The 26,152-nt window shown below is 60.6% G+C and carries 19 protein-coding genes and 2 pseudogenes; 12 read left to right on the top strand and 9 right to left on the bottom strand.

What is annotated here, in order from left to right; genetic code table 11:
* The first annotated feature begins 35 nt into the window (after positions 1 to 35).
* From K9U41_RS01080 to K9U41_RS01050, 7 genes are all read left to right on the top strand, one after another.
* Positions 36 to 884, top strand: a complete 849-nt coding sequence (locus K9U41_RS01080) for a hypothetical protein (protein WP_282638997.1) — start codon at positions 36 to 38, stop codon at positions 882 to 884.
* 113 nt (positions 885 to 997) lie between these two features.
* A complete protein-coding gene (locus K9U41_RS01075; protein ID WP_282638996.1) occupies positions 998 to 1,747 on the top strand; it encodes a hypothetical protein in 750 nt (249 codons plus the stop codon).
* A 12-nt stretch (positions 1,748 to 1,759) separates the two neighbouring features.
* Entirely contained in the window at positions 1,760 to 2,665 is a 906-nt protein-coding gene (locus K9U41_RS01070) for a hypothetical protein (RefSeq protein ID WP_282638995.1), read from the top strand.
* A 92-nt stretch (positions 2,666 to 2,757) separates the two neighbouring features.
* Positions 2,758 to 4,728: an ATP-dependent nuclease gene (locus K9U41_RS01065; protein ID WP_282638994.1), complete on the top strand. Its 1,971-nt coding sequence runs from the start codon at positions 2,758 to 2,760 to the stop codon at positions 4,726 to 4,728.
* A 2-nt stretch (positions 4,729 to 4,730) separates the two neighbouring features.
* Positions 4,731 to 6,614: an ATP-dependent helicase gene (locus tag K9U41_RS01060; protein ID WP_282638993.1), complete on the top strand. Its 1,884-nt coding sequence runs from the start codon at positions 4,731 to 4,733 to the stop codon at positions 6,612 to 6,614.
* Positions 6,611 to 7,951: a hypothetical protein gene (locus K9U41_RS01055; RefSeq protein WP_282638992.1), complete on the top strand. Its 1,341-nt coding sequence runs from the start codon at positions 6,611 to 6,613 to the stop codon at positions 7,949 to 7,951. The genes K9U41_RS01060 and K9U41_RS01055 overlap by 4 nt, the downstream gene beginning before the upstream one ends.
* 63 nt (positions 7,952 to 8,014) lie before the next feature.
* A complete protein-coding gene (locus tag K9U41_RS01050) occupies positions 8,015 to 8,836 on the top strand; it encodes a hypothetical protein (RefSeq protein ID WP_282638991.1) in 822 nt (273 codons plus the stop codon).
* 318 nt (positions 8,837 to 9,154) lie between these two features.
* Here the strand turns inward: K9U41_RS01050 and K9U41_RS01045 are convergent, their stop codons facing one another.
* The 4 genes and pseudogenes from K9U41_RS01045 to K9U41_RS01035 form a co-directional block, all read right to left on the bottom strand.
* Entirely contained in the window at positions 9,155 to 11,023 is a 1,869-nt protein-coding gene (locus K9U41_RS01045) for a type II toxin-antitoxin system HipA family toxin (RefSeq protein WP_282638990.1), read from the bottom strand.
* A gap of 86 nt (positions 11,024 to 11,109) precedes the next feature.
* A pseudogene (locus K9U41_RS23900) lies at positions 11,110 to 11,272 on the bottom strand (transcriptional regulator); the annotation flags it as partial.
* A pseudogene (locus K9U41_RS01040) lies at positions 11,236 to 11,504 on the bottom strand (nucleotidyl transferase AbiEii/AbiGii toxin family protein); the annotation flags it as partial. The pseudogenes K9U41_RS01040 and K9U41_RS23900, both read right to left, overlap by 37 nt.
* Positions 11,497 to 12,090, bottom strand: coding sequence for a DUF6088 family protein (locus K9U41_RS01035; protein WP_282638989.1), 594 nt, complete (start codon positions 12,088 to 12,090; stop codon positions 11,497 to 11,499). The gene K9U41_RS01035 and the pseudogene K9U41_RS01040, both read right to left, overlap by 8 nt.
* 153 nt (positions 12,091 to 12,243) lie before the next feature.
* Between K9U41_RS01035 and K9U41_RS01030 the strand changes: the two genes are divergently transcribed.
* The 5 genes from K9U41_RS01030 to K9U41_RS01010 all read left to right on the top strand — a co-directional run bounded on the left by K9U41_RS01030 (position 12,244) and on the right by K9U41_RS01010 (position 18,756).
* Positions 12,244 to 12,807 (top strand): hypothetical protein, encoded by a 564-nt coding sequence (locus K9U41_RS01030; protein ID WP_282638988.1) that lies wholly within the window; start codon positions 12,244 to 12,246, stop codon positions 12,805 to 12,807.
* Positions 12,807 to 13,157 carry a hypothetical protein gene (locus K9U41_RS01025; protein ID WP_282638987.1) on the top strand — a complete coding sequence of 117 codons (351 nt, stop codon included), beginning with the start codon at positions 12,807 to 12,809 and terminating at the stop codon, positions 13,155 to 13,157. The genes K9U41_RS01030 and K9U41_RS01025 overlap by 1 nt, the downstream gene beginning before the upstream one ends.
* Positions 13,154 to 14,422, top strand: a complete 1,269-nt coding sequence (locus K9U41_RS01020; protein ID WP_282638986.1) for a hypothetical protein — start codon at positions 13,154 to 13,156, stop codon at positions 14,420 to 14,422. The genes K9U41_RS01025 and K9U41_RS01020 overlap by 4 nt, the downstream gene beginning before the upstream one ends.
* An 864-nt stretch (positions 14,423 to 15,286) precedes the next feature.
* On the top strand, positions 15,287 to 17,575 hold the full coding sequence (locus K9U41_RS01015) for an argonaute/piwi family protein (RefSeq protein WP_282638985.1): 2,289 nt from the start codon (positions 15,287 to 15,289) through the stop codon (positions 17,573 to 17,575).
* On the top strand, positions 17,572 to 18,756 hold the full coding sequence (locus K9U41_RS01010) for a hypothetical protein (protein WP_282638984.1): 1,185 nt from the start codon (positions 17,572 to 17,574) through the stop codon (positions 18,754 to 18,756). The genes K9U41_RS01015 and K9U41_RS01010 overlap by 4 nt, the downstream gene beginning before the upstream one ends.
* A 132-nt stretch (positions 18,757 to 18,888) precedes the next feature.
* Here the strand turns inward: K9U41_RS01010 and K9U41_RS01005 are convergent, their stop codons facing one another.
* From K9U41_RS01005 to K9U41_RS00985, 5 genes are read right to left on the bottom strand one after another with little or no spacing between them, the layout of a single operon-like run.
* Positions 18,889 to 20,088, bottom strand: coding sequence for a GIY-YIG nuclease family protein (locus K9U41_RS01005; protein WP_282638983.1), 1,200 nt, complete (start codon positions 20,086 to 20,088; stop codon positions 18,889 to 18,891).
* On the bottom strand, positions 20,081 to 22,141 hold the full coding sequence (locus K9U41_RS01000) for a DEAD/DEAH box helicase (RefSeq protein WP_282638982.1): 2,061 nt from the start codon (positions 22,139 to 22,141) through the stop codon (positions 20,081 to 20,083). Before K9U41_RS01000 ends, K9U41_RS01005 begins: the two co-directional genes overlap by 8 nt.
* On the bottom strand, positions 22,138 to 22,914 hold the full coding sequence (locus K9U41_RS00995; protein WP_282638981.1) for a hypothetical protein: 777 nt from the start codon (positions 22,912 to 22,914) through the stop codon (positions 22,138 to 22,140). The genes K9U41_RS01000 and K9U41_RS00995 overlap by 4 nt, the downstream gene beginning before the upstream one ends.
* A complete protein-coding gene (locus K9U41_RS00990; RefSeq protein WP_282638980.1) occupies positions 22,911 to 25,664 on the bottom strand; it encodes a class I SAM-dependent DNA methyltransferase in 2,754 nt (917 codons plus the stop codon). The genes K9U41_RS00995 and K9U41_RS00990 overlap by 4 nt, the downstream gene beginning before the upstream one ends.
* Entirely contained in the window at positions 25,661 to 25,954 is a 294-nt protein-coding gene (locus tag K9U41_RS00985) for a HigA family addiction module antitoxin (protein WP_282639038.1), read from the bottom strand. The genes K9U41_RS00990 and K9U41_RS00985 overlap by 4 nt, the downstream gene beginning before the upstream one ends.
* Positions 25,955 to 26,152: the final 198 nt, after the last annotated feature.

Below are 26,152 nucleotides of genomic sequence, written 5' to 3'. Positions count from 1 at the left end.
GTGCGTTCGAGAAGAACCCCGTCCGAGAGGCGCGCATGCTGCAGTTCGACAATAGATGGCGCTTCGATAGTCCAGGCCCGATCGAAGGAGATGTGGAGACGGGCTTTATTGACCTCATTAATCGCGTGTGCGGCCAAGGGCATCGCCAAACTATCCTTGAGCATTTCAAGTCCCACTTCGCTGCCGCAGCGGGTGTCCCCCATCACGTGAGCAGCAACGCGAGCTGGGCGGCGAGCGATTTGGAAAAGGTCATAAGCGAAGCCGCGGGCAACGCTCCGCTCTTCATTGACGCCTTCTACGCGGCCTGTGAGCGTCTCCAGCAGCAGAATCCCGAAATGGCGCTCCCCGACGCCGCGCGGATCAATCGCGTTCTCGCTGACGCCGGCGCTGGCTATCAAATCGATCCCCCGAACCTTATCGCAACCCGCGTCCACATTCCGATCGCGGTTCCAGATCAGGCGCCCTCCCTCGATACGCAGGCCCAAGTCCTGATCGACGTAGCTCTGAAGGCTTCAGAGAGCGCGCTCGGTGAAGGGAACGCGAGGCAGGCTGTCCAAGAGGTTCTCTGGCTCTTGGAAACGATCTCCAAGGCGTTCCGCAGTCCCCAAGTCTTGGATGGCAGCATCCAAGGCCGGTACTTCAACAAGATCATCGGGGAACTCCGTCAGCGCGGGCGCGGGCATCAAGAGCAGATCCTGCAGTGGATGATGACCCTGCACGGCTATCTCTCGTCTCCGACGGGCGGTGGTGTTCGACATGGCGTCGATCTCCGCGAGGGTATCGCACTTCAGATCGATGAAGCGCGGCTCTACTGCAATCTGATCCGCAGTTATTTGACCTTTCTGATCGCCGAACATGACCGGCTGAGCAGGCGGTCGCTATGACCATATACATGACCAAAACCTGGGGCTTTCGCTCTCCATCGGGGCCTCTGCAATTCAGTCTACGAGGGTGGCGAGACCGCGCTCGCGCGGAACTTCAGCCAGGCGACTTCGTCGTGATCGTCGGGACCATGGGCGACGAGACCGCGCCCGAGGAACGGGGCAAGATACTCGGCCTAATGGAGCCCACAACTCTTGTGGTAAGCTCTCTCGACTACGACTTGGCGCGCGGCCCGCGAGATTTCGACGAGGAGGGCCACTATCGTTGGCCCTACGGCCTCGAACTGCGTCATGCTTGGCGGTTTGAAGAGCCAAGGGCGACATTTGCTGAGATTTCCGCACGCCGTTTCAGCATGGACTCCGCTCAAGGCATTGTTCCTCTGCTTGCGGAAGAAGCCGACCAAATCCTCCGGCTGAAGCGTGAAGCTGTCTCATTGTTGCGGCCGGTTCGTGCGGAGGCCCGCGTCATCGGCGCCGACGCCGCGCGGCGCCGTGCCGCGCCGCCCCCGACCACCACACGGCGCGGGATCATGCACCTGCGGCGCGCGCCTGCCTTCACCTATGCCATGGCGATCGAAGGTGTGGACAAGCCGGCCTTCAAGATCGGTTGGGCCTTCGATTGGAAAATCCGCGAGCGACAGTTCAATCAAGCGTCAATGCCCACGCTAGGCGGGCTCCGCTACCGTGTCTTTCTGCACGAGCTTTGGGATACGGCGATACTGGCGTTCGGCATGGAACAGTCGCTTTTGCGGCGTTTCGACACCAATCGTCACGATCAAAATCGAGAAATCCTCACACCAGTGGATCGCGATCAAATTCAAGCCGCTTGGATCGACTGCCTTCTAGCCCACCGGCGCAAGCGATAGCGAGGCAGACAGATGACCCCATGGACCAAGAACGATCTTCAAAGGCTCGACGTTAAATACGCGAACGAAGGCGTTCATCTTCATCAACGCCCTTTCCGAGCGGCTACGGAATTGCTGGGCAGCGCCTTTGTCCTGGGGGTGGGCGGCAATCCGGAAGTCCAGAAGATCACGGCCGCATATGAAGCGATGTTCCCAGAAACCAACGCGAGTTGGCCGGGGGCCGGCATCGGCCTCGCCGCATCCGTCGACCGCGTTCGCAAGGTCACCCTACCCGTCGTCTTCGGCACATGCGCCATCCAGGCTTGGCAAGCCACGGGATTCGAAAGCGCCGAGGAGTGGTGGGATTGGTGCCGGAAAGACCATGACATTGGATCGCAATCGTCCTTCGCCTTCGCGGATCTGCACGATTTCGCTTACGGGCTGAACGAGGCGCAGGAAGGCAGCGCCGAGGCTTTGACGCTATGGCGCATGGCGCGGTCGAACCTGGAGGATGCAGCCAACACGTTGCCAACAACCTTCAGCGTTGACTCGGTGATCCAGCCGATCTGCATGGTCGCTGAGCTGTCCTTGAAGGGTGTGCTTGTGTGGGATGGCACCGACCCAAAGAGTTTCAAGGGAAAAGACGGCCATAATCTCAAGCTGCTTGCTGACCGCGTGGCGACCGCACGACCGCATCGCGACGACCCATTTGTAGCGGAGGTGGTTGCGAACCTGCCTCCCTATGTCGACAGTCGCTACAAGCCGGCGGGGCTGACGCGTTTGGCGGTCGTTCGATTGGCAATGGGAGTGCAGTTCACCGCTGCCTCCACTCTTCGCCGGATCACCAGCACCGATTTCGCCGCGGAGATGGAAACCGGCGGCTGGCCAGCGCCCCGTCGGCCGTTTTTTCCGGTCGAACGCAAGCCACAGGCTGTGTAATAAAAAGTAAAAAGCCAAAATGGGGGAGGCACAAATGTCGTACAACAAGAACTTTAAGCAATCGGCCATCGGCGCGCGGAGGTCGAATAGAAATGTTTATTGAGCGGCTCCTTCTGACGAACTTCCGTTGCTTCAGTCCAGAGGCGACGGTGATCGATCTGACCTCCGGCCTAACCACGTTTGTCGGTGTCAACGGCGCGGGCAAAACTGCGGTTATGCAGGCACTTCAACGCCTGTTTGGCATCACGGGCGATCACCGGCGGCTACGCCGCCAAGATTTTCACGTGCCGGCAGCCGAACTGGTCCCACCGCTTCAACGCACTTTCGTTCTCGAGGCAATTCTTGCCTTTCCCGAATTGGACCCCGGCGGGGTCAACGCTGGAGCTATTCCCGAGTTCTTCCAACAAATGGCAGCCGACGATGCCGGCCGTCTGAAATGCCGATTGCGCCTGGAGGCGACCTGGACGGACGATGGTTCACTCGAAGGAACGATCGAGCAGAAATACCGGGCCGTGCGCGCGTTCGGTCCTTTCGTGGAAGCCGACTGCATCGAACTGAAGGCTCTCGACCGCGCCCGGATTCAGATGATTTATGTGCCCGCATCACGCGACGGCGCCTCTCAGGTGACGGCGTTTCTGCGAGGCCGCCTCTGGCGGGCCATCAACTGGTCGCAGGGCGTGAGGGACACATTCTCTGACGCGGGCGCCACCCTCAACGGCGCGTTTTCTGGCGAAGCCGCAGTCGACATCGTCGCGACTGCCGTGCGGCGACGCTGGCAAGAGGTCTATACCGCCGGCACCGACACGACTCCGCTTTTTCGGCCAGTCGACCTGCGCTTTCAGGAGTTCATCCGCAAGGTCGAGGTGGTCTTTCGTCCCGACGAAGTCGGCCGCGAGCGAGCGCTCGACGACCTCAGCGACGGACAACGCTCCCTCTTTCACTTGGCAATGACGGCCGCCACGCTGGACGTCGAAGGCAGCATAGCTGCGGATCCGGTCGCTGCCGGATTCCAGCCTGGCGGCGTGCCGTTGCCAGCTCTGACGCTCATTGCCATCGAGGAGCCAGAGAACAACCTCGCTCCCTTCTACCTGTCCCGCATCGTTCGGCAGATCAACGACCTTACCAAGGGGAACAGAGCCCAGGCCGTCGTCTCCAGCCATTCCGCGAGCATTCTTGCGCGGGTTGATCCTTCGCAGGTCAGGCATTTCCGCCTGAACCCGGCCGATCGGACAGCGCGGGTTCGCGCCATCCGGCTTCCGATCGGCCTCGAGGATGCGTCCAAGTTCGTGCGCGAAGCCGTCCGCACCTATCCCGAACTCTACTTTGCCCGTTTTGTCGTTCTTGGCGAGGGCGCATCGGAAGAGGTGGTCCTGCCACGTCTCGCCGAGGCCCTGGGCTTGGATATCGATCGATCTTTTGTCGCCGTTGTTCCGCTCGGCGGACGGCACGTCAATCACCTCTGGCGGCTGTTGACCGATCTCGACATTCCATTTGCGACTCTTCTCGATCTCGACTGGGGCCGTGACGGTGGTGGCTGGGGCCGCATCAAGACGGTCTGCACCCAACTTCTGGAAAACGGCGTCGCGCCGCAGGCCATCTTTGGCGCACACCTTAATTCAGACCCGGCGGCTAACCTCGCCGCATTTGACGCTACGCCGACAGAGGACTTCGCCCTCATGACGACCTGGACGAATTTCCTCCGTCAGTTCCACGTGTTCTTCAGCACACCGCTCGACCTAGACTATTCTATGTTGCGCGCGTTTCCCGTGGCCTATCAGTTGGTGGAGCCGGGCCGACAGGGTCCGTCGGCTCAGGGGGATCCGCGCTCGGCTGTCCTCGGCGAAGCCGGTCGCGGTGATCTCTATGGTGCTGACCAGAATGCGCCGTTGCGCTGGTATCGCTACCTGTTCCTTGGGCGCGGCAAGCCCAGCACGCATGTTCGTGTTTTGAGCGGACAGCCGCCCCATGCCTTGGCCCTCGGCGCACCCGAGGAGCTGCGAGCGCTTCTCTTGTCCATTTCAGCCCGACTGGCTCCGCCGCCGCCGCCGCCAGCGGTGGCTTGATCATGGCGCTCGTCCGGCCACAAGACTGGCGACCACGAGGGATCGATGACCTCGAACCCGACGCTTGGCGCTCTCTGCGCCAAGGCGGTTCAACGTGCATTGTTGCTGGCCCCGGTGCGGGAAAGACCGAATTTCTGGCGCAGCGTGCGGCCTACCTTCTCGAGACAGGGTTATGCCCAGCGCCCTATCGCGTCCTGGCGATCTCCTTCAAAGGCGATGCCGCCGACAACCTTGCCGCCCGTGTGCGAAAGCGCTGTCCGCCCGAACTGGCGCACCGCTTTACGTCGCTCACCTTCGATGCTTTCACCAAAAGTCTGGTTGATCGATTCCAGAGTGCGATACCCGCCGACTGGCGGCCAACCCGACCCTATGACATCGCGTTTCCGGCGTACCGGCAGGTCGCAGGTTTCCTCGACCTCTCTCGCCTCGCGGCTCCCGCGCAATGGCAGGCCGAAATCGCTGGCCTTGGCGCGGGCAATTTCGAATCCCGCTATGTTGGTGCTTACCGCCTGCCGACAGTGCGCCCTGCGCCGCAGGCCGGCACGGAGTTCACCGTCCACCGTTGGTGGGAGGGTCAGCTCGGAGCCCAACCCCAATCAGCCCTGAGCTTCGTCAGCCTCAATCGGCTCGCCGAACTGCTGTTGCGCGCCAGCCCAGACATCCGCCGTGCGCTTCAGTTGAGCTATCCCTTCGTGTTCGTCGATGAATTTCAGGACACAACCTACGCACAGTACGACTTCCTGCTCTCGGCATTCAGCGGCGCCAATATCGCCGTGACGGCCGTTGGCGACGACAAACAGCGCATCATGACTTGGGCCGGCGCGCGGATTGACGCCTTCGAACGCATCGCCGTAGATTTTGCGGCCGTTCGGATCCCGCTCCTATTCAATTTCCGATCGTCGCCAGACCTCGTTCGGATTCAGCATGTCGTGGCGAGAGCCCTTGATCCGAATGCGGCGCCTACGGTAGCCCAAGCTGTCCGGCAGGTGGACGGCGATGTCGCCCAAGTCTGGAACAGCCCGACCAAGGCCCGCGAGGCCGAGCACCTTGCGCGCTGGCTGGCGAATGACATGGCGGCCCGAGGCCGCGCGCCTCGTGACTATGCCATTTTGGTCAAGCAGAAGTCCGACGACTTCGAGGCCGACCTTGCGGCGCCACTGGCGCAGCAAGGTTTGCGGTTGCGAAACGAGAGCCACGCCCTCGGACGCACGACCCTCCAGGATCTCCTCTCTGATCAGTTCGCGAGAGTCGCGATCGCCCTGCTCCGCCTGGGAGCTACCCGCCGCGCGCCGGATGCGTGGCAACTGTGCTCCGCTGCGCTATTGGAGATACGGGCGATTACGTCCGGGGACGATGTCGCGAAGGCGCGCACTGAGACCGATCTCACGGCATTTCTGACGATGCTGCGCGCCGACATGGCCAACACGCCGCCGTCGCCGGCGAACGCCGCGATCTTCGCCGCTCGCGTCCTGGCATTTCTCGATTTGGCAGCTGTCGCTCGAACCTACCTCGAGTATTCTTCGGGCGACCTCCTCGCCATCATGGTCGATGCGTTCCAACAGCATCTTGCCACATCGGCAAACGGCGCTGTCACGTGGACGGTCTGCCTGGACGCATTCGAGGGTCTCGGACAGATCCCGTTGATGACGGTCCACAAAAGCAAAGGCCTCGAATACGACACCATCGTTTTCATCGGCCTCGATGATCAGGCCTGGTGGGCACACACGCCGGGCAATCCAGAAGGCCTTGCCACCTTTTTCGTGGCGCTCTCCCGCGCCAAGCAGCGGGCGATTTTCGCCTTCTGCCAAGAGCGTGGCCAGCGCCGCCGCGTCGCCGAGTTGTTTCAACTTCTGACCGACGCCGGTGTGCCGGAGATCGCGATATGAGTGGGGCATCGCAACTAGCAGAACGCATCGCCGAAACGCTGAAACAGCGTGCGACCAACGACCAGATGCCGTCCGTCGCGACAGGTGCCGGCCTGGTGATCTCTGACTACGAAGAGGGTGTAAGCAAGAAAGATCGCGCCCGCCGGGCTCTCGCGGGCAAGACCGACCGGGAGTTGGGTGAGATCGCCCGCCTGCTTGGTGTGCAGTTCGGCGACTATGCGCTTGAGGAAGCGGGACTCGCCGTTCTCGAACACGGCACGGCAGCCATCACGGAGATCACCCGACGCGACGCGGCCAAATGCTTCGGTGACGATCTTTGCGGCGAACAGGATGTAGTGGAAATCGTCCGCAAGCTCTTCCCGATCGACACGATGGGCGCAGAACTCTTCTCCAGCCGAAGCCTCGCGCACGATATTGAACAGCACATGATCCGCAACCAGGGCGACTGGAGTGTGGAGTTTCTCTTCGATCAGATTGGCGCACTCACCTGCTCGCGGGATCGCTTCAACCGCCTCATCGAGGCGGCACTTCACCCCCTTGGACGAAGAGGGCCTGGCCAAGTGGCACTAGTGGATGAACTCAACATGGTTCTCCGACGAGACGGACGTGTGCTCAATGTTGTCGCCGAGGAATCCGGTTATCCGATTTATCGGATCGTTCCCATGGGCAGAGGTCCGGCAGGATCGCCGAAAAATCTCATCTTCGCCTCAAACGGTCCAAAGCCGGAGATCGGCTTCAGCGACGCGGTCAACAACGACATCGTCATCCTGTCGAACGCTTCGAGCTGTCTGGTCTATGACAGGCCGATCCGACGCGACGGCCTTCTGTGGAGTGAGCTGGTCGAATGGTGGCGCGGTGTCCCGGGCGTGGAGCCCGACGAACCCGCCCGCACCTTGGGGCTCCGCCTGCGCGCCTCTCTGGCGTCAGACGCGGAGCGTGGTCTCTTCGACACATATTTCAGGCTCTATCGCGCGAAGCTCGCCGGCGCGCTGCCCGCACTCATTCCGCAGGTCTACCTCCACTACGATCCGGCCGTCGTGAAACTGCTGCGACATCGAGCTGGGCTGCCACGCCAGCGGATGGACTTTCTCCTTTTGCTGCCGAACAACCAGCGCGTTGTGATTGAGGTCGACGGGTCGCAACACTTCAGCCGAGACAGCAAGCCCTCGCTCGCCGCCTATTCGGAGATGGTGGGCGCGGATCGGGATCTGCGCCTGGCCGGCTATGAGATCTACCGCTTCGGTTCGAATGAGCTTGTCGGAGAAGGTGCCGGGCACTTGATTGAGCGTTTCTTCGATCGGCTCTGGGCGTTGCACAAGGTCACGGCGACTGGCTGATCTTCGGTTTTATCCGCGGGCAGAAGCGTCGCGGGGAATTTAACACTGCGCCTGGGGGGCATAATGAACACGAGCCAACAGCCGACACTACAGGAACAGCTCGCGGTGGCGAGCAACTTGTTGAGCGTCCAGTTGCAGCCGTTCGTGACGCCGATATCTGGCGCACTTGTCGATGGCACTGCGATCCACGTCGGCACGGGCGGATATGTCGAATGGCGCCGAAACCGTCTTCTGCTCACCAACGAGCATGTCGCACGGGAGGTGAAGAAGCATTCGCTGGCACGCAAATGCTTCGACTCATCCGACTACCTCCACATCAACAATCCCTATCAGGTCGTCGCGGCTCCAGAGGATCTCGCCTTCAGCCCTGTGGACGACCGATGGAACGCCGTGAGGCATAGCGCCATGGCTTTTCCCGACTACCGTTTTGAAGAGCGGCACGCGCCGTTGCAGGCCGAATATCTATTCGTCATGGGCTTCACCGGCGAAAAGGCCCATTATTCACCCGCGTTCGAGATGCTGTTTACGACGGGGACTCCTTACCTCACCCAGGAGTATGACGGGGCCCTCGAACCGGAGGAAACCAGGCGCTCGATCAAGCATCCCGATTTCGATCCCGTCTGTCACTTCGCCATGCATTGGCACCCAGACGCCACCACACCGACGGGTGGCAAGACCAGTTCGATCCCGCTCGACCCACATGGTATGAGCGGGTCTCTGGTCTGGAACACGCGCATAGTGGAATTCGCCGAGCGTGGTGAAACCTGGACCCCCGGCGTTGCGCGGCTGACGGGGGTGCTATGGGGATGGGATACGAGCGATCGCTTTCTGTTCGCGACCCGGATCGAGCACGTGGCAGCTTTCCTCGCCCGCTTCTATCCCTAAGCTTCGGCACATAGAAGGTTCCGCAGCGTCGCCACTAGGCGAGTTCTTCATCCTCGAGCAGCGCCCGAACGGCGGCCGCGAAGATTATGAGTGTATCCTTCGAGTTGCGTCTCGATCGACCCTTCAGCGGGGCTGGCCGCCCCGCAACGCCCCGCCGGTCAGCCAAGACCGCCCCGCGATTTCCCGAATCGCGTGCGCGGAAAGATCGAAAGTAAGAGTGCGGACGGGTTCGCCGTGACGGGTTGGAAGGCGGAAGAGAGACTACCGGCGCCTGTTGCGGAGGGCTACAAATCCGACTTGGGCCATAGGCCAAACCGCCTATTCAGCGCCGCTAGCAAAGGCCGAGCATCGATCCTCGACGATAGCGATCACCTTGTCTCTCGTGGCCCTTGCCACCTCTGACTGAGCCGCGAACGCAGGCAGGCCCAGCGTCTTGACACGCACAGCGAGCCGCCCGGCAAGTTCGACGATCGCGGTCTCGGCATCGCCGACCGTCAGTCCGATCGTGCGGGCCAGTGCGAGGAAGTCTTGGCGCGTCAGGCGGTCATCCTTGCCGTTCAGCTTCAGGGCCATCCGATCACCGCCAAGGCCCGGAAAGACTCGCGTGGTGACTGCATCATAGAGCGGCGCGAAACGCACGGTCGTGAAGGCCTTGGCTTCCGCCTCCGCCGTCTTGAGCATCGCGAGGTTTTTCAGGTGCATGTCGCCGTCGGCAATCAACCAGGCGAAGACCGCGCGACGAAACAAGATGTCGAGGTCGGCGGCGGGATCGGTCGAAAGCGGACGCAGGCCCCGCGCCATGCGCTCGATCGTGCCATCATATTTTGCCGTAGCCGGAAGGTCCAAGATGGAGCAGAAGTCCTCCATCGCCAGACGACGATTGTCCTGAGGGCCACGCCGGACGTCGAACCGCTCAACCACCAGGGCCGGCGACATGCCGTCGGGCATCTCGATCAGGGCCGCGTCGGGCACCTCAAACCCGGCGGCGCGCCCAAGCTCCAAGCATAGCCATTCCACAATCGGCAGCGTCTCGAATCCCGCCGTTCCCGCAGGCTTGAGAATGTGGGTGAAGGGCTGGTCGATGGCCGGGACGAGAGCGCCGTCCGGGGTCAGACTCATCGGCGCCTTGATCTGGACGCCTGACAGGCGTGGTGTTTCGGCACGCGCGAAGATACGCGCCAGGTTCTGCTCGAAGGTCTCCTCGATCTCACCGCGCGCCGGTCCGGCGTACGTGCCGGTGAAGCGCCCCGCGTCGAGGAAGCTGGCGAGCGTGGTGCTGAGCACATCGGCGGGCAATGCCGCCAGTTCCTCGCGGTCCTCGACGATGACGATATTGGACATGTAGCGTCGACCCCGCCGTAGCGCCTCGCGCTCGTCGCGTTCATGGAGGACCTGGGCAAGCCAGCCCTCCGGCAGCAGCGACTCGATGAATGCCGGCAGCTTGCCCGGCGTCGTTTCGCGCACCAACACCGGACCCACCCGTCTCTGAGCCTTCCAGCGCCATTCGAAACCATCATGGAGCAGGCGGCCTAAAGGTTCGCCATGCCAGGCGACCAGAAGATCGAGCGCCGCCTTGTTGACGGGGACCTTGGCCCCGCCGGGCTGGGCCAACAGGAAGCGTTCGGCGCCCTCCCCCTCACGATACCATTCATTCTCGCGCGCCAGCGCCCAGACGGCGTCAGCCGCCGCTCGTGGCGTTCCATGCTCCTCCACCAACCGGGCCGCCATTTGGGCGCGCATTTCGACGGTGACGGCGCTGGCATGTTCGCTTCGCAGGCGGAAGGCTTCGAGGAAGCGTTGGCGTGGCGACGACGCGGCGACGCGCAGCTCTCCCAGATCGTCGCCAATCACCGCGATCGCCGTCGAAGGGTGCGCCGGGGCTTGGTTCTGAACGATCTCGAGTGCGCGCAGCCGCGTGCGCTGGTTGCGGCGACCACTGATGAACAGGCGCCCGTCTGGCGTTGGCGCGAGCAGAACCGCGCTTGCAGACGAGAGATAGGCGTTGGGATAGAGGTAGTGGGCGATACGGACGGCATGGCCCAGGATGGTCGCTTCAGCATCGCCATCATGATCGACATAAACGCCCCGAACGAGTTGGATCAGCTCTCCAGCCTGCGCGCGCTGATGCGCCCGCTTGGCATCGATCGTCTCTCCCACCAGGTGGATAGTCACAGGATTATCCCGCATTTCAGATGCGCGTTAATCGCACATCTTGGGTCGACCGGTCAAGGATTATCACGCATCTGAAATGCGTGATAATTCTCGACTTCCCGTCAGCAGTTGGCGGTCAGGGCCACAAGGTAGGGAAAGATCACCGTAGCGACCGCTCCACGCTCGGCCTGTCTGGCAATCGCGTCCGGGGGCTGTCTTGCGCTGGCGCAGCGCTTCCTGAAGGCCTTGAATCGCCACGGACAGGCCGATCTTGTTCCGATGTCGTAGGTCAGGTCGACGTCCTCGGAAAACCGCCGGATGACCTGATAGGCTTTGGAGAACGACGTGCCTTGAACACCAGATGTTCGCCGAGCGCCGAGCCGTAGAGGGTCGCCAGCGCCCAGACCACCCACACGTCCTTTTCCAAGAGATGCGCAGGTCGCCCAGCACGGTCGGCCGCCACACTCAGGGCGTCGCGGCGATCCTTGGCCGAGAGACGAAGGAAGGCATCAGCCATATGCGGCTTTCCCGACACTTCGAGCGAGCCAGGTCGGGAGCTGCGGCGCAACAGCGACCAACTCACCGAAGGCGCCCGACGGCATTTTCCGCTTCAGCGTCTCGAGGGCTTCCTCCGCCCTCTCCGGGCCTAGCCAGGCCAGCGCCCGCAGCGCTTCGCCTGCCGGCCTATTGGCCAATGTCAGTTGCCAACGCGGCGCGTGGCGCAATTCGACCGACTGCTTGCCCAACTTGAAGGTGCGGCTACGTCCCGAGGTGAGATACACCGCGCGCACGGGGACTTGCGTAGTCAATCCAAGAGCGTTGGCCGCCGCCGCGCCACTCGGGGCGATTACTTCGCCGCGTTGCGCCGCTACAGCGCTGACGACTTGCTCGACGGTGGGCGGCCGTGTTCCGAAGCGCCCCTCGACCGGCAGGACGTACACACCTCGTCCGGCACGTTGAAGCTGGCCACGCGCAGCCAGCCGGTGCAGCGTCTGGTCGACCGCCGCCCGATTGCCAAGATGCAACAAGCCCTTAGCCGACACCGGAGCGCCCTCCGGAAGCTGCGTCGCGTGCGCCAAAATACGTTCCGTCAATTGCTGCATGACCTACCTCTTTGTCAGAACTAGAGATCGTTTTCTGACAAACTGCAACTCGGTGCCGTTTGCGGAAATCGGAGACTGTGGAGGGCTATGGCGCACCCTTGACGGCCAAAGCGTCGCTCACTATCTTCACTATCAACACGTGAGGATAATGAGTTGCGATACGAACTGCTAAAGCTGATGGACGGGCGTGAGGTTTTTTCCGGCGGATTGGCCGGACGGAAGCTGCTCACTGCTTTGATCGATGCAACACCGCCCCTCAAGGAGCCGACAGCCTCCTTCCTCGACTTCCAGGGAGTGAAAGTCGCAACCAGTTCCTTCCTACGCGAGGCCATCATAGGGTTCCGCGACTATGCGCGTCGATCCTTGGCCAACGTCTACCCCGTCGCCGCCAACCTAGATCCAGTTGTTCTCGAAGAGCTCGAGTTCTTCCTTCAAGCCCGCAACGACGTCTTCTGGGTCTGCGACGTTGACGCTCACGGGCAAGCGAGCGGTGCTCGGCTAGTCGGCGATCTCGACCCAGCGCAGCGTTCAACGTTCGAGACAATCCGTGAGCTTGGTTCAGTCACCGCGCCCGAACTTGCGGCGCGATTCCCCGACGAACGTATAGGTCCGACCGCTTGGAACAACCGCCTCTCCAGTCTTGCCGCAAAGGGGCTGGTCGTTGAGCGGAAGGCGGGGAAAACCAAATCGTTTAGCCCTGTTCTGGAGACTGCCTGATGGGTATCGACTACATCCGCGCCCAGACGGGCAGGCCTTGGAAGAAGCGTTGGGACGGCGGTCTCAATCGGCTGAAGCAACCGACATTGCTCGACCTTACGATGTCGGAGGCTGCTCGCACCGTGACCGTCGAGCTTCAGCCCGGCGCGTCGCTGCGGGCGGGCGACACCCTGATTGTCGAAAGCGGCCCGACCGGCGTCACCGTCAGCAACGGCCTTCGCCCGATCGGCCGTATTTCCAATCCCTCCGCTGATCTCGCGTCCGCCCTCGCCACGGCCGGCGGCTACGCCGAGGGAACGGCGCAGCGCATTGGCCTATTCGGCGATACGGCGGAGGTCAGCATCCGATGAACGAGCGCCCCCCGAACGAGCCGTCTCGCAACTTCCCGCAGCCGCAGCGCCTCTGGGATGATGACATCCGTCACGCCCCATCCCTGGGCTGCCCGACCTGTCTCGAATTCAGTGGTTGCGGAGGCGTTCACACCGACGCCGGCGTGCTCGATTGCCGCGACTTGTGCTCTTGCCGCGATAAGAGCCGGTGCGACATGGTATGTCGTTTCAACCAGCGCCTATTTCTCGCCCGAATGCGAGAGGTCGGCGGGCTCTCGTTTGACACCGCGCCGCGCGTGCCTCCGCGCGGCGTCCCCGCGCTGCCGCGACTCATTCCGTTCATTGACCATCGCTATGGTCGCGCTGGCACGCTGAACGAACCTGTCGTTGCCCTATCGCTTTACGAGGTCGTCAACATGGCGACCGGTCAGCTGCATGTCGCATCCCGGGAGGAAATTGCGGCACGCTTCCTGATTCCAGATGACGCCATGATCGTCCTGAGTGGCGTCGATAAGGACGGCCCCATCGAACGTTGGTGGGAGCTTCCGAACCGCCCTGAGATCCTCGGGGGTCTAGCTCGCCTGGGGGTCGCGGCGATCACCGCGCCCAATTACAGCGTGCTCCTAGACGTCCCGCGGACGGACAACCTCCACGCTATGAAGCGCATTCTGCTCGCATGGACGGAGATGGCCGCGGCCGGCCTTCCTGCCGCACTTCACGTCAACGCCCGCACCGACCACGATTATCGCCGGTGGGGCGGTCTTATCGCGAAACGATCCGAAATCGAGGTTCTCGCCTTCGAATTCGCTACCGGGGGTGGTCGCGGTGAGCGCATTGACTGGCATGTCGATCAGCTCTGCACGCTCGCAGACCGCGTTGCCCGCCCGCTCACGTTGATCATCCGCGGCGGCGGCCGGAAGGCGACGCAGCTTCGCCGCCACTTCGCCCAAGTCACTCTGCTGGACACCGAGGCGTTCGCGCGCGCGATCCGCCGCAAGCGCGCGGTGCTCACGGAATCCGGTCAGCTTAAGTGGGCGTCATCGCCGACACCAAAAGGCGCTCCAATCGACGACCTCGTCGCTCACAACGTCAGGACCGTGCGCTCAGCCCATGAGCTGTGTGTGGAGCCCGCGCCGCGCCTGCGCTCCACCATCACGCGGGGGTGCGCACCTGATCGTAATGATCATCCCATCCAGCCAAGCTTTTTGAGCGACCTCGAAATGCCCGCTGAGGCTGGGGGCATCACCCCAAAGCCGCAGCGCGTGATCGCCGCTGCGAAAGCGTAGGTCCGCCGCATCATGAGCCAGCGCCCGGAACAGTTGTCCGATACCGTAGCCTCGTCCACTCACGCGGCTGTGGCGCGAGGCGCCGTCCGATACGGCGACCTTCAACGCTTCACCGGAATTGCCGAGCTCGGAATATTCGGGATTTTGCCGCAAGCTCGCCAGGGCGCCGACTCCAGAGTCCGCAACAACCAACTCGAATGCTCCGTTAACCGTCGCGTATGCCACCAGGCCCGTTTCTGGTCGGCCACTGTGCTGATAGACGTTTTCCTGCAGCTCACCCAGCGCGCCCATCAGGCCGCTGACAAGGCCGCGCGCAAGGCCGGACGCTACCGCTGCGTTTTCCGCGTGGCTCGCCCATTGGTGCCAGCGGCTGTCGTCGCCGTCGGGTTCGTTTCGAACCAACGGAAACACGCCCGCAATATCGCGAGCGCCGCCTCCACTGATCTGGCCGGCGGCCAAGCCCTGCAGCACCTGCTTAAAGAAAGGCGGGGTGACCTTGACAGAGCCGTAAACCGTCGGCGTCGCGCGTGTCGCGAGCGCCAGTTCGACCAGTGGGCCAATCTGTCCCGACCGTCCGATAGTAATTGCACCGCGACCCGCCAGCCGGCCGGCGCTCGCCTGCCAGAGAAGATCGTCGGCAACATCAAAGGTCGCCGCGAACGCGCTCGTCGCTGCGTCCCCCAAGTTCGCCCCCCCACCTGGCTGGACAGTTTTTCCGCCAGCGTCAGTAGGCAACGTAGAATAGAGGCGAGCATTGGTCGATACATTGCCTTTTATTTCTACAATCAAACGAGCCGCCCTTACAGGATGGCAACGCCGGCCTCGCATTCATTTCCAATATCTGGACCTCAGAGATAATCCTGTATGGCAAAGCTCCTACTCAATGCAGTGCGTATAGAAAGCGATCCGGAAGCCAGCTTAACGGTGGGCGTTCAGCCGTTTAACAGAGACGTCCTCGAGCAACTCCGCACCAAACATAGACAGGAATACCTGTTCCGGCGCGGGGGAGAGGACGGTTCATCGATCCATTCGGTGGCGCTGGTCGATGGCCTCACGCGGCTCGGAAATTCGGCCGAAGATCACCTCGCAAGCGAAGCGCCTTGGCTTCTAGGGCCTCTCACCCTCGACGCCTTGCTACGGCTTTTCACAAGGTTGGGGCGCGAGGTCATAGGATGGCATCCCCTGCGCATTCTCTCGCAGCAGCCTACAAATCTGCTCCCCGCAGATAGCGGCCTCCCCGACTGGCTGCAGCGCCGGGTGATCTTCTCTTTCGACACGCGTTCGATCCGCACTGGCGACAAGCGCTCGGAGTTGTTGCTCATGTGCGGTGTACGCACCACCAACCGGATCGAAGCCAACTGCGAAGCCCTAATGACCGCCGGTATTCCAATAGAAGGCCGGTATGTCACTTCCTTCCATGCTCGCGACGACGAGCGCTTGCGCGGCGCGTATCAGCTCGCCGGGCGCGTCACCTCACTTCAAGGATCCCGTATCACACTTGAAGACCACGGCGATGGGCCCTCCTCTATCGAACTCGCTGATGCCTTCCTCGAGAACAGAAAGGAAAACCTGGTCTGGTGCGCCGAGCGGCTGCTTGGTTCGAAGGCCGCGCAGGTTCTCAATGCGGCCGATCACACTGCATCCAAGCACCTCAGCGGCCCGGGTCGCCTCGAACACACGCGAAGGATGTTCGACTACCTTCGTCGGCAGGACATCGAGTTGGCTCCCGGTGTCCCACTTCGCGTTGGCCCACTGACCGGCAGCGTCAAAGGAAGCTGGAATTTCGCAAGCGAGGTGATCAAAAAGCCGATCCTGGTCTTTGACCCGAGCGGCACCCGGACAGGTACTTGGAACGAAGGGGGTCTCGACAAGAACGGACCATACGACCAGCGCTCGTTCACGCCTAAGGAGCTTAGAATCGCGGTGGTCTGCCAATCGGCGTTCGAGGGGCAGGTAGATCGGTTCTTGGCGAAGTTCCTCGACGGTCTCCCAAACGTCAAATCGGGTGATCGCATTCCGTACGAGAAGGGCTTCATCCGGCGCTACGCACTCCAAAAACCGAAGGTCCAGATCTTCACATCGCGAGGCAGCAGCGTGGCGGAATACGCCGCTGCGTGCCGCGAAGCGATCGAAGCGGCGACCAACGACGGCTTCGAGTGGAATCTGGCCATCGTGCAGATCGACAAAGCGTTCCGTGACTTACCTCCGGTGAGAAATCCATATTTCTCGGTGAAGGCCGCCTTCCTCAAACAACGCGTGCCCGTTCAAGAGATCACTCTCGATACGATGAACATGCCGGACGGACGGCTCGTCTACGCGCTAAACAATATGAGTGTGGCGACCTACGCCAAGGCCGGCGGCGTCCCTTGGCTCCTAAAATCGCACCCGAGCGTCGCCCATGAACTCGTCATTGGCATCGGATCGCAAAATATCAGCTCCTCTCGCCTTGGGGGCCAAGAACGCGTTGTGGGTATCACGACCGTCTTCAGCAGCGACGGGAGATATCTTCTCGAAAATCGGACGGCGGCGGTGTCGTACGACGACTATCCTCACGAGCTATTCAAGTCGCTGGCACATTCAATCGAGCAGGTGCGCAAGACAGACAATTGGCGAAGCACCGACGACGTCCGTCTGATTTTTCACGTGTTCAAGCAGATCAAGGACGCCGAAGCAGAAGCTGTTGCTAAGCTCGTCGATAACCTTGGCCTATCACAAGTGAAGTACGCGTTCCTGCATGTCGTCGATGACCATCCGTTCAGTCTATTCGACGAGACCAATCAAGGCGTTCGATGGTCAGGCGCCACCAAGGGAGCGCTTGCTCCAGAGCGAGGATTGTCGGTCGTGCTGAGCGACTCAGAGACGCTTCTCTGCTTCACCGGCAGTCGCGAGGTGAAGCTGCCGCATCACGGTCTCCCGCAGCCTTCACTTCTGAAGCTTCATCGGAAGTCCACATTCCGAGACATGACCTATCTTGCTCGACAGGCCTTCGATTTCTCCTGTCACTCATGGCGTATGTTCACGCCAGCTCCACTTCCCATCACGATCCTCTATTCCGAACTCATCGCGCGCCTTCTGGCCGGACTGCGCGACGTACCCAATTGGGACCCCGACACCATGCTTGGTTCCATCGGCCGGACGCGGTGGTTCCTGTGACCCATCTGATAGACCAGCTAAGTGAAGCACTTGCGATCGCGGCCAGCGATGATGTGGACCAGCCGGAACACGCTCGCGCGTTCTCTCAATGGATGGGGTTCAGGCATCACGGCAACATCACAATCCTCGCAGGTCTTGGAGACGCCGCAATGGCGCCAAATGGAGCTGTGCGTGAGTCCAAGCACGCCGCTGTCCTTGGCTATGCTTGCCATCTTGATCCAGGGTTTCAGGCCGCGTTTGTCGACGCGCTGAATTGGCTCCAGCAGCGGTCTTTCTTCGTCCCAGGTCGGCCACTCGCGTTTGAAGTAGACGGCATAGCCCTGCTCGGAGTGGCGCTCGGGATTTCGAAATTGCCCGCGGCCAAGGCAAAAGAATCTGCCAGTTGGCTACGCAACTTACTTGCAAAGCAGCCGGCGCCGGGAAGTCCCGGTGACTGGAATGATGCGCTCATTGCCTCAGCATCTGAACTCGTCGGACAATCCATGAGCACGATGACGGCCGACTTACGAACTGCGCTGGCCGAACGTTTGGGCACGCCGGCATCAGAGGAAGACAAGGAAGCCGCATGGACGTTGATCGCCGAAAGGCGCGGTAGAAACGACGGTATGACACGTGCCGCCACGCAGCAGATCGCGCTCCACTTTCTTCTCAAAAATTCGACCTCAATCCGACCAGGTGCGATTATGGTAGAGCAGGTCGTAAACTTGCTTGAGGGTCTATCAGCGGGCCTGCGGCACTGGACGTGGGAAGACAAACCTCGCACGCCGAACTCCGCCATCGCGCGCTGGCAAATAGAAAATGAATATCACGTTCAAAACCTACTTTGGGCCGTGCTAGCTCCCGTCTTCACTGATATTGATGACGAGGAGTGGCTGAAATCCCTTGGGCATCATAAGCCCCGGGCTGACTTCGCAGTCCCCTCCTTGGATCTTATTATAGAGGCGAAGTTCCTTCGCGCCGGCAAAACCGCTTTTTCTAAGGTGATTGAAGAAGTCGCTGCAGATGCAAGCACCTATCTCCAGGAACTCAGTCCATATAGACATATTGTCGTGGTCATCTGGGACGATATCGCCCGAACAGAGGATCACTCCGAGCTTCGAAAGGGGCTGCTCAAAATCCGCGGGATACGCGGAGCAATTATTGTGCCTCGCCCTGCCAAAATGGGCCGAGCCGCCTGCTAGATTATGGAGAGGCTTTGTTGGCCGCCCCACGCGCCTTTGAGTCGATCTGCGATACGCCTAACGTTGCCGCACTACCATTGGCTTTTTTTGCGCCAAATACCTTTCAACATGTTCCTAAGTGATAACTCTAGGTCAGCGTTCCCGAAGCACCAGACGCGCAGTCTGCGGATCGTAGACGCATCCCGTGATCGTACCGTCCTTTATGCGGACGACGGCCTCATCCACGGCGAACAGAGGAACCAAGAACCACTCCTTGGGCACGATCGGCTGGCCGAAGCGATCTTTGATCTCGACATCTAGCCGAGCCGCGCCAAAGACTTTGTGGATCAAGGTTTCAAGCTTCGCGCGGTTGACGTTGTAAAGCTCGTAAGTAGCGACGATCTCGACATCGGCCATGAGGTAAGTGGGATCGAGGCGAGCGTTGGCGATACGCCGCTCGACGCTGCCGCCCGTCACGCCAATCTTATGCAGGATTTCACGGTTCGCGGCGACCAGCGGATGGTCGGACTTGCTCCGCAACACGTAGATCGTGCCGCTGGCCTGATCACCATCGCCAGTCTGGTCGTCGAATAACGGGCCGGCGCTGGGCTCGGTAATACGCCGACCAGCCTCATCTTTGTAGAGGGCGCGCTGCAGCGATCGCAGCAGCAGGTCGCTCTCGGTGCCATTGGAATAGATCACCCGGAGCCGCGCGTCGGTTTCGCCATTCGGCGCCCTTATCGGCTCTCCAACCTCCGCCACATAAGCGGTCTGGCCGCCAAGGATGAAGAATTGCCCGGCCTGAATGTCGGCTTTCAGGAAACCTGCATCCTTGACGAAGGGTCTTGTGATCCGGCGCCCGCTCTCAAGATCGGCCTGCACCTGCAGGAATAGGGGCTTGAATCTATCGAAATCCACGCACTTCTCGCGGCTCGCGATTTCTTCGGCCTCGCGCTTCTCCGCACTGGTGCGCACATGGCGCAGCTTGGTGATGTCGGATGAACCGGCCGCGCCCTCCAGTTCGGCGAGCAGCTCGTCCTCATCCATCAAGTCAGCGGGCGGGCCAGACGCCATGGGCGCATCGGTAAGCAGTCCCTGGTGATCAAACTGTGTGAGAAGAGACCGGCATTCTTCCAGCGCGCGCAGTCGGTCGAGCCGCACGGCGTAGAGCTGTTCGAATATATCGCCATCCTCGCCGTGGCGCGGAACGTGGCCGTTTTTCTCGACAAAGCGCTGAATCTCCTCAAAGCCCGCGATGATGCGCTCCTCCAGGGGCGAACGGCCGCCCTTCTTTTCCGGTTGCGCGAAATCGTCGAGCTCCGCACGCAGTTCATCAAGGTCGAGATCACTCATAGCGGCCCTCATCCTTGAAGCGGACGAACGCTGCGGCGCCTCCAGCCAGGTGCTTTTCCCAAGCGTCGGCCGAGCTGATCGACGGCAGACGCCCGCGCTCCCGCTTGAACTCGACGGCGCGCTTGGCGATCACCTTCGCCTCCTCGGGCGTCAGGCTGGTGCGCTTGGCGGCGATCGCCGCGGCGACCTGCTTCAAGCTTTCCTCGCTCATCGTCTTGGCGAGGATCGCATAGGCCTCCCCGAACGGATTGATCCGGTCGATCAGGTCGATGTCCAACTCGCGCACGTCCATCGCGAACTTGCGCACGCCATCGACAAAGGCGGTATTCGCGCTCTCCTCGCCGAGCGAGCTGCCCGCCGCGACTTCCTTCGCCTTCTGGGTCAGATTCAACGCCGCCACAGCATGCTGACGCACGGCCTCCTGATCCTCCGCGTCGAGATGCGGGAACTTGTCCTTGATGATCTTACCCATGCGCACCTGGGTCAGTTCCTCGGGGACGAGTTCCTCGTCGAAGAGGCCGCGCTCGATCGTCGTCTTATCCTGCACGAAGGCCGCGATCACCTCGTTCAGGTCTTCTTGGCAGATCCGCGTCGCTTCTTCGCTCTTGGGCGTGGCAAGGCCTTTGATCTCGATCTGGAACTTGCCGGATTCCTCGTTGAAGCCGACGTTGCACTTATTCGGATGGTAGCCGCCCTCGCCATAGTCAAAGCCCGGCGTCGGCTCGTTTTGCGGATTCTTCGGCTTGAACTCGAAGCGAGGGGCCAACACCTGCTCCATCAGCAGGCTCGCCGCGATCGCTTTCAGCGTGTCGTTCACCGCTTCGGTCACGATGTCGTCGGCGGCGGCAGGCTCGGCAATCAGGTTTGAGAAGCGGGCGCGGGTCTTGCCCGGTGCATCACGGGTGGCACGACCGATGATCTGCACGATCTCGGTCAGGCTGGAGCGGTAGCCAACCGTCAGCGCATGTTCGCACCAGATCCAGTCGAAGCCTTCCTTCGCCATGCCCAGCGCGATGATGATGTCGACGTGATCGCGGTTGTTCTTCTGCGTAGGGTCTTTCAGCGCGGCAGACACGCGATCCCGCTTGGCTGGATCGTCATCGACCAGATCGGCAATACGCAGGATCTGGCCTTCCGGCGTCTTGACCAGTTGGAATCCGGTGGCCGGATCGGTCCCTTGCCAGGTGCCCAGCTCCTCGATGATGTGCTCCACCTCCTTGATCTTGTCCTTCGTGCTCTCGCGCGAATTGACGTTCGGGATGTGGATGATCGTCTTCTCGGCTGGGTTCAGAACCTTCAGAATGTCGTCGGCGTAGGAATCCGAATAGAAGAAATAGCCAATGTCGAGCTGCTTCAGATATTGATAGCCGTTGAGCTGCTCATAATAGGTGTAGGTGACGCTCTCGAACTTGCCTTCGTCCTGCGGCGCCAGCACCGCCTCGGCGTCGCCCCGGAAGTAGGATCCGGTCATCGCGACGATATGCACGCGGTCACGGGTGATAAAATCGCCCAGATGGATGCCGAGCTTGTTGTCGGGATTAGCCGAAACGTGGTGGAATTCGTCCACCGCGATCAGACGGTCATCGAAAGCTCCAACCCCGAATTTGTCGACGGCGAACCGGAAGGTCGCATGAGTGCAGACCAGCACCTTGTCGTCGCTTTCAAGGAACGCGCCGAGCGAATTGACCTTGCCGCCATTGTCGTTTCCGGGCGCGTCGCAGAGATTCCACATCGGCTCGACGTGCCAGTCCGCCCAGAAGCCGTGCTTGCTCAGCGGCTCGTCATGAAAGCTAGAGCCGATGGATCTTTCCGGCACGACGATGATGGCCTGCTTGACGCTCTGATTGATCAGCTTGTCGAGCGCGATAAACATCAACGCGCGGCTCTTGCCCGAGGCTGGCGGCGACTTGATTAGCAGATATTGCTCGCCGCGCTTCTCGAAGGCGCGCTCCTGCATCGGTCGCATGCCGAACTCGTTGGCCTTGGTTGAGCTGCCGTTGCTGGCATACTTAACCGAAACGGAGGGGACTGATTTTGGCGTATTGTCGATCATTGCTTGCTCGCCTGTTTGTGGCCGGTGCGGTCTTTCAGGATGGCCTTGCCAAACCAGTCGGGCACGTCATTGACCTTTGACTCGAATATGTTCTCTGGCACCGCTTGCCAGAACGCGATGATCGCATCTGAAAATGCCTGAAACTGCTCGTCACTCACCCTTAGATGCGTGTGGTCGCGATACTCCACGCTCGAGAATGCAGCGCCGCGAAACGGGTCATCGAGATATTCAGGATACTTTTGCTTGAGATCCTCAAGTGATTTTCCCTTACCGTGCTTATAGACGTTAACAACAAGACGGCAGGCATCAAGAATTTTGAAGTAGTCCGTGCTACGTATCTCCCAACCAATGCTGGCCAACAATTCGGCAATCTGCACGAAATCAGCCGACCACACTTTCTGCGCAGCGGCGTCACCTTGGTGCCAATGCTGAATTTCTCGAACTAGCCAATCGCGCAGTTGCTTGTCCCATTCATGGAACATGCCCGCGACGACGCTCAAGCGGGTCTGGTCCCGCATGTCACTTAGAAGGGTATAGAACTCGATGCCGGCGTCGTTGGCAGCTTCGTAGAAGTCGCCCGCGTCATGCCGATCAGGATCAAAACGTCCGCTGCTTCGCTGAAGCCATTCTTCGGCAGCCTTGTCGGCTTCGGCCTCGATGTCTTCAAACTGCGAGAGCAAGCGCCTTCTCGCCTGTTCGACATAGAAGAGGTGGCCGGCAATCAGAGACTGCCGAAATGGACCCCACATCTGGAACAACGCATAGTCGCTCATGCTGTCGCCGCCATACGTGTTCTGGTTGCGTTGCTCGATCCTGTCGTCATTTTGATGTAAAGGTCGAACAACTTTTCGAGTCGTTCGGTGTCGTTCTTGAATCGACGGCCGATATAGATGCGCTCGAGCACCTCGTCGTTACGGTCGTGAGCTGCACGGAGGTCGTCGGGCATGGTCGCTGGATCATAAAGCTCGGCGATCGTCGCTGGGAAATGTGCCTCTCGGGCAAGGAGGATATTTTCGGCGCAGCGAGTGAGATCAACTTTGTTCTTATCAGTCAATATCGGTACCGGAAACGTATTCCAGCCCAGATTGCTAGCGTAGCGCAGTCGCGTTTCCAGCTTCCCACATATCGTCGAGACCCACGTCAAATGGAGCTTTGAACTCAGCACCGACAGATCGACTAGCGTTGGATCGTAAATTGCGTGACCGAGATGTGTTATTATAGTGTCACTGCTCAGATACCCAACTGGCAAGTACTCTCTACGCTCCGATGATACCTGCGGTACAAGTATTTGGCAGTGCTTTGCTTCGTGCCGATACCTGAATTGGTGAGGACGAGAAATTAATGTCCTGGCAACATCACCACCAGTCTCGCGATAGGAGCGCACAGATGCAATGCGAGGAGCCACGGCAGGATGCGAGGCCGCGAAGTCGAGTTCGTCGTCGTTAAACCAAAGGCAAAACCGCAAAATGCCGTCAATGAACTCCGACGTGCCCAAGACAGATCGGATATTGCCGCTAATTTCTTGGAAGCTGCCTCTAAGTGCTTGGGCCTCGCGGCTATCAAGAAAAAGGTGGCCGCCGTCGTATGCAGCGTTGCCAGTGATCATCTTGGAGAGACCAGAAATCGGCTTCGTTTCCGACTGCACGATCCGATCCGGTCCCTCGACGAGATAAGGACTGATATTGGACACTTCGCGCCGGGTATTTCCGTTACAGATGTATTTCGGGCCCGGTTTACGTACTCTCAAACCCAAAATTGTGCAGGAAACGCCGGCGTTGTTCGCCGCGTTGTTCGCCCATTTGAATGGTGCGTATGCAAACTCCAACTCGCAATTGGCTCGGAAAACCTCTGGCCAGAGCACTGGGACATGGGTGCCCTGATTGATCGAATTAGTAGTAACCAATGCAGCCTTGTCAAAAGAATCTATGAATCTGCAAGCTTTAACAACGAACCCGCATACGTAATCTAAGTTCTTATGCTGCCCTCCGGAAAAAATGGCCGCGAGGTCGCTTTTCTGTTCAGCACTTTGTTTCTTTCCGCCGATGTACGGCGGATTTCCGCAAATGTAAGTCTCGCCGCCCTCATTCTCGAAATCGATCTGCGCCTGATTGAGCGGCGTATGAAACAGGTCGTCGGCGTGGTGCCTCACGCCCGTTCCCGTCGGCGGGCAGATGCTCAGCCAATCGAGCCGCAGGGCGTTGCCGCAGGTGATCCAGTTCTGCGCATCGAGCGGCAGGAAATCTCGCAGGGCCTCTTTCTGGCCGCGATAGAGCACATCGCACTGGTATTCGGCGATAATGAGCGCCAAGCGCGCGATCTCGGCTGGAAAGTCGCGCAGTTCGATCCCGCGAAAGTTCGTTAGCGGAATTTCCGTCCGTTGGTCGGCTTCATCACGGCGGCGCTTGATCTCCGCCTCGATAGCCCGCATCTCCTTGTAGGCGATGACAAGGAAATTGCCCGAACCGCAGGCCGGATCGAACACGCGGATCTTAGACATGCGCTTGCGCAGGTTGAGCAACATGCGCGCATTGTCGCTAGCTTCATCCAGCTTCTCACGAAGGTCATCCAGAAAGAGCGGGTTCAGCACCTTCAGGATGTTCGGCACGCTGGTGTAGTGCATGCCGAGCGCGCCGCGCTCGTCATCATCGGCTACCGCCTGGATCATCGACCCGAAAATATCCGGGTTGATCTTCCTCCAGTCGAGGCTGCCGATATGCAGCAGATAGGACCGAGCGATGCGGCTGAACCGCGGTACATCCGTGCTGCCAGAAAACAGCCCGCCGTTCACATACGGGAAGCCATCGGCCCAGCGCGGGATGCCCGCCGCAACCCGTTTCGTTGCCTTCGTGTTCATGGCGCGGAACAGTTCGCTGATCACCTCATGGGTGTTGGACGAATCCTTCGCGCTCATTCTCTCGATGGCCGACGTGAACACGCCGATGCCGTTGAAGATGTCGGTATCCTCCGCAAAGAAGCAGAAGATCAGCCGGGCCATGAAGTGGTTCACGTCGTGGCGGCGCTGCGCGGTGCCCCAGTCGGGATTGTCCTTCAGCAGCTCAACATAGAGCCGGTTCAGGCGGCTGGTCGCCCGGATGTCGAACGAGCTTTCGCGGACCTGCTTGACCGTGGTGATGCCCGCCAATGGCAGGAAGAAGCCGAAGTGGTTCGGAAAATCGGCATAGGTGCAGGAGAGCGGCGCGTCATCAGTCGTGAGATCTTCGGCCTCAAACAGGTCGCCGTCCGTCGCGAGCACAAAGCGCGCCTTCGCCCGCGCCGTGGCCGGGCTGGCCTTCAATGCTTCCAGCGTGCGCGTCACGTCACCGGGCTTGCAGGTGGCGATGTGGATATTGTTTGTCTGCAGCACGCCGCCCAGATCGGACTTGTTGGACTCGCCCTTGCGCAAGCGCTTGAGCGTGGTCTCCTTGTTCCCGAAAGCTTCGAGGAACGCGTAGGGAAATTCCGAGACGTCGAAAGGCCGCTCTGCCAGCGCCGAGATAGCTTCTTCGATTTCGACGGCGTTCATGAGCGCTCCCGCATCTCGTCCGGGGCGCTAGGAAGGGGTTGGATGTCTATGCTGTCGGCCTTGTGCATCGCCTCGGCCAGTTCATGATCCAGCTGCCGCATCAGCCACTCCCGGGCCGGTGTCCCGAAAGCCTTCTCCAGCCGGATCGCCATTTCAGGCGAAATCCCCGATCGTGCGTTCAACAGGTTGCTGAGTGTCTGCCGATCCACGCCAAGCACCCGGGCGGCGTCGGTGACGCTCAACCCGTGCTTCTCAAGACATTCCTGCCGAACCGCTGATCCTGGATGCATCGCCAAATCGACTCGTTCAAACCCCATCAATCAGACCCTATAGTGATAATCGACACTCGACAATCACGTGTGCGATCTGTCCGAGTCGGGGGATGAAGGTGCCTCAGAGCTACGCGGCGTAAACCTGCATGCATGTCATTCGACGAGGGTTTCGACCGGCGGACTAGGAGTCAGCCGCTAGCTGATTGGAAGTCGAGA

The sequence above is a fragment of the Xanthobacter autotrophicus genome (assembly GCF_029991245.1).
GTDB lineage: Bacteria > Pseudomonadota > Alphaproteobacteria > Rhizobiales > Xanthobacteraceae > Xanthobacter > Xanthobacter autotrophicus_C.
This window is presented reverse-complemented; position numbering and strand designations above follow the sequence as displayed.

Bases quoted from the DNA above. Each gene is read 5' to 3' on its own strand.
- K9U41_RS01080 (WP_282638997.1), top strand. From the start codon at position 36: ATGCTGCAGTTCGACAATAGATGGCGCTTCGATAGTCCAGGCCCGATC.
- K9U41_RS01070 (WP_282638995.1), top strand. From the start codon at position 1,760: ATGACCCCATGGACCAAGAACGATCTTCAAAGGCTCGACGTTAAATAC.
- K9U41_RS01065 (WP_282638994.1), top strand. From the start codon at position 2,758: ATGTTTATTGAGCGGCTCCTTCTGACGAACTTCCGTTGCTTCAGTCCA.
- K9U41_RS01060 (WP_282638993.1), top strand. From the start codon at position 4,731: ATGGCGCTCGTCCGGCCACAAGACTGGCGACCACGAGGGATCGATGAC.
- K9U41_RS01055 (WP_282638992.1), top strand. From the start codon at position 6,611: ATGAGTGGGGCATCGCAACTAGCAGAACGCATCGCCGAAACGCTGAAA.
- K9U41_RS01050 (WP_282638991.1), top strand. From the start codon at position 8,015: ATGAACACGAGCCAACAGCCGACACTACAGGAACAGCTCGCGGTGGCG.
- K9U41_RS01045 (WP_282638990.1), bottom strand. From the start codon at position 11,023: ATGCGGGATAATCCTGTGACTATCCACCTGGTGGGAGAGACGATCGAT.
- K9U41_RS01035 (WP_282638989.1), bottom strand. From the start codon at position 12,090: ATGCAGCAATTGACGGAACGTATTTTGGCGCACGCGACGCAGCTTCCG.
- K9U41_RS01025 (WP_282638987.1), top strand. From the start codon at position 12,807: ATGGGTATCGACTACATCCGCGCCCAGACGGGCAGGCCTTGGAAGAAG.
- K9U41_RS01020 (WP_282638986.1), top strand. From the start codon at position 13,154: ATGAACGAGCGCCCCCCGAACGAGCCGTCTCGCAACTTCCCGCAGCCG.
- K9U41_RS01015 (WP_282638985.1), top strand. From the start codon at position 15,287: ATGGCAAAGCTCCTACTCAATGCAGTGCGTATAGAAAGCGATCCGGAA.
- K9U41_RS01005 (WP_282638983.1), bottom strand. From the start codon at position 20,088: ATGAGTGATCTCGACCTTGATGAACTGCGTGCGGAGCTCGACGATTTC.
- K9U41_RS01000 (WP_282638982.1), bottom strand. From the start codon at position 22,141: ATGATCGACAATACGCCAAAATCAGTCCCCTCCGTTTCGGTTAAGTAT.
- K9U41_RS00995 (WP_282638981.1), bottom strand. From the start codon at position 22,914: ATGAGCGACTATGCGTTGTTCCAGATGTGGGGTCCATTTCGGCAGTCT.
- K9U41_RS00990 (WP_282638980.1), bottom strand. From the start codon at position 25,664: ATGAACGCCGTCGAAATCGAAGAAGCTATCTCGGCGCTGGCAGAGCGG.
- K9U41_RS00985 (WP_282639038.1), bottom strand. From the start codon at position 25,954: ATGCATCCAGGATCAGCGGTTCGGCAGGAATGTCTTGAGAAGCACGGG.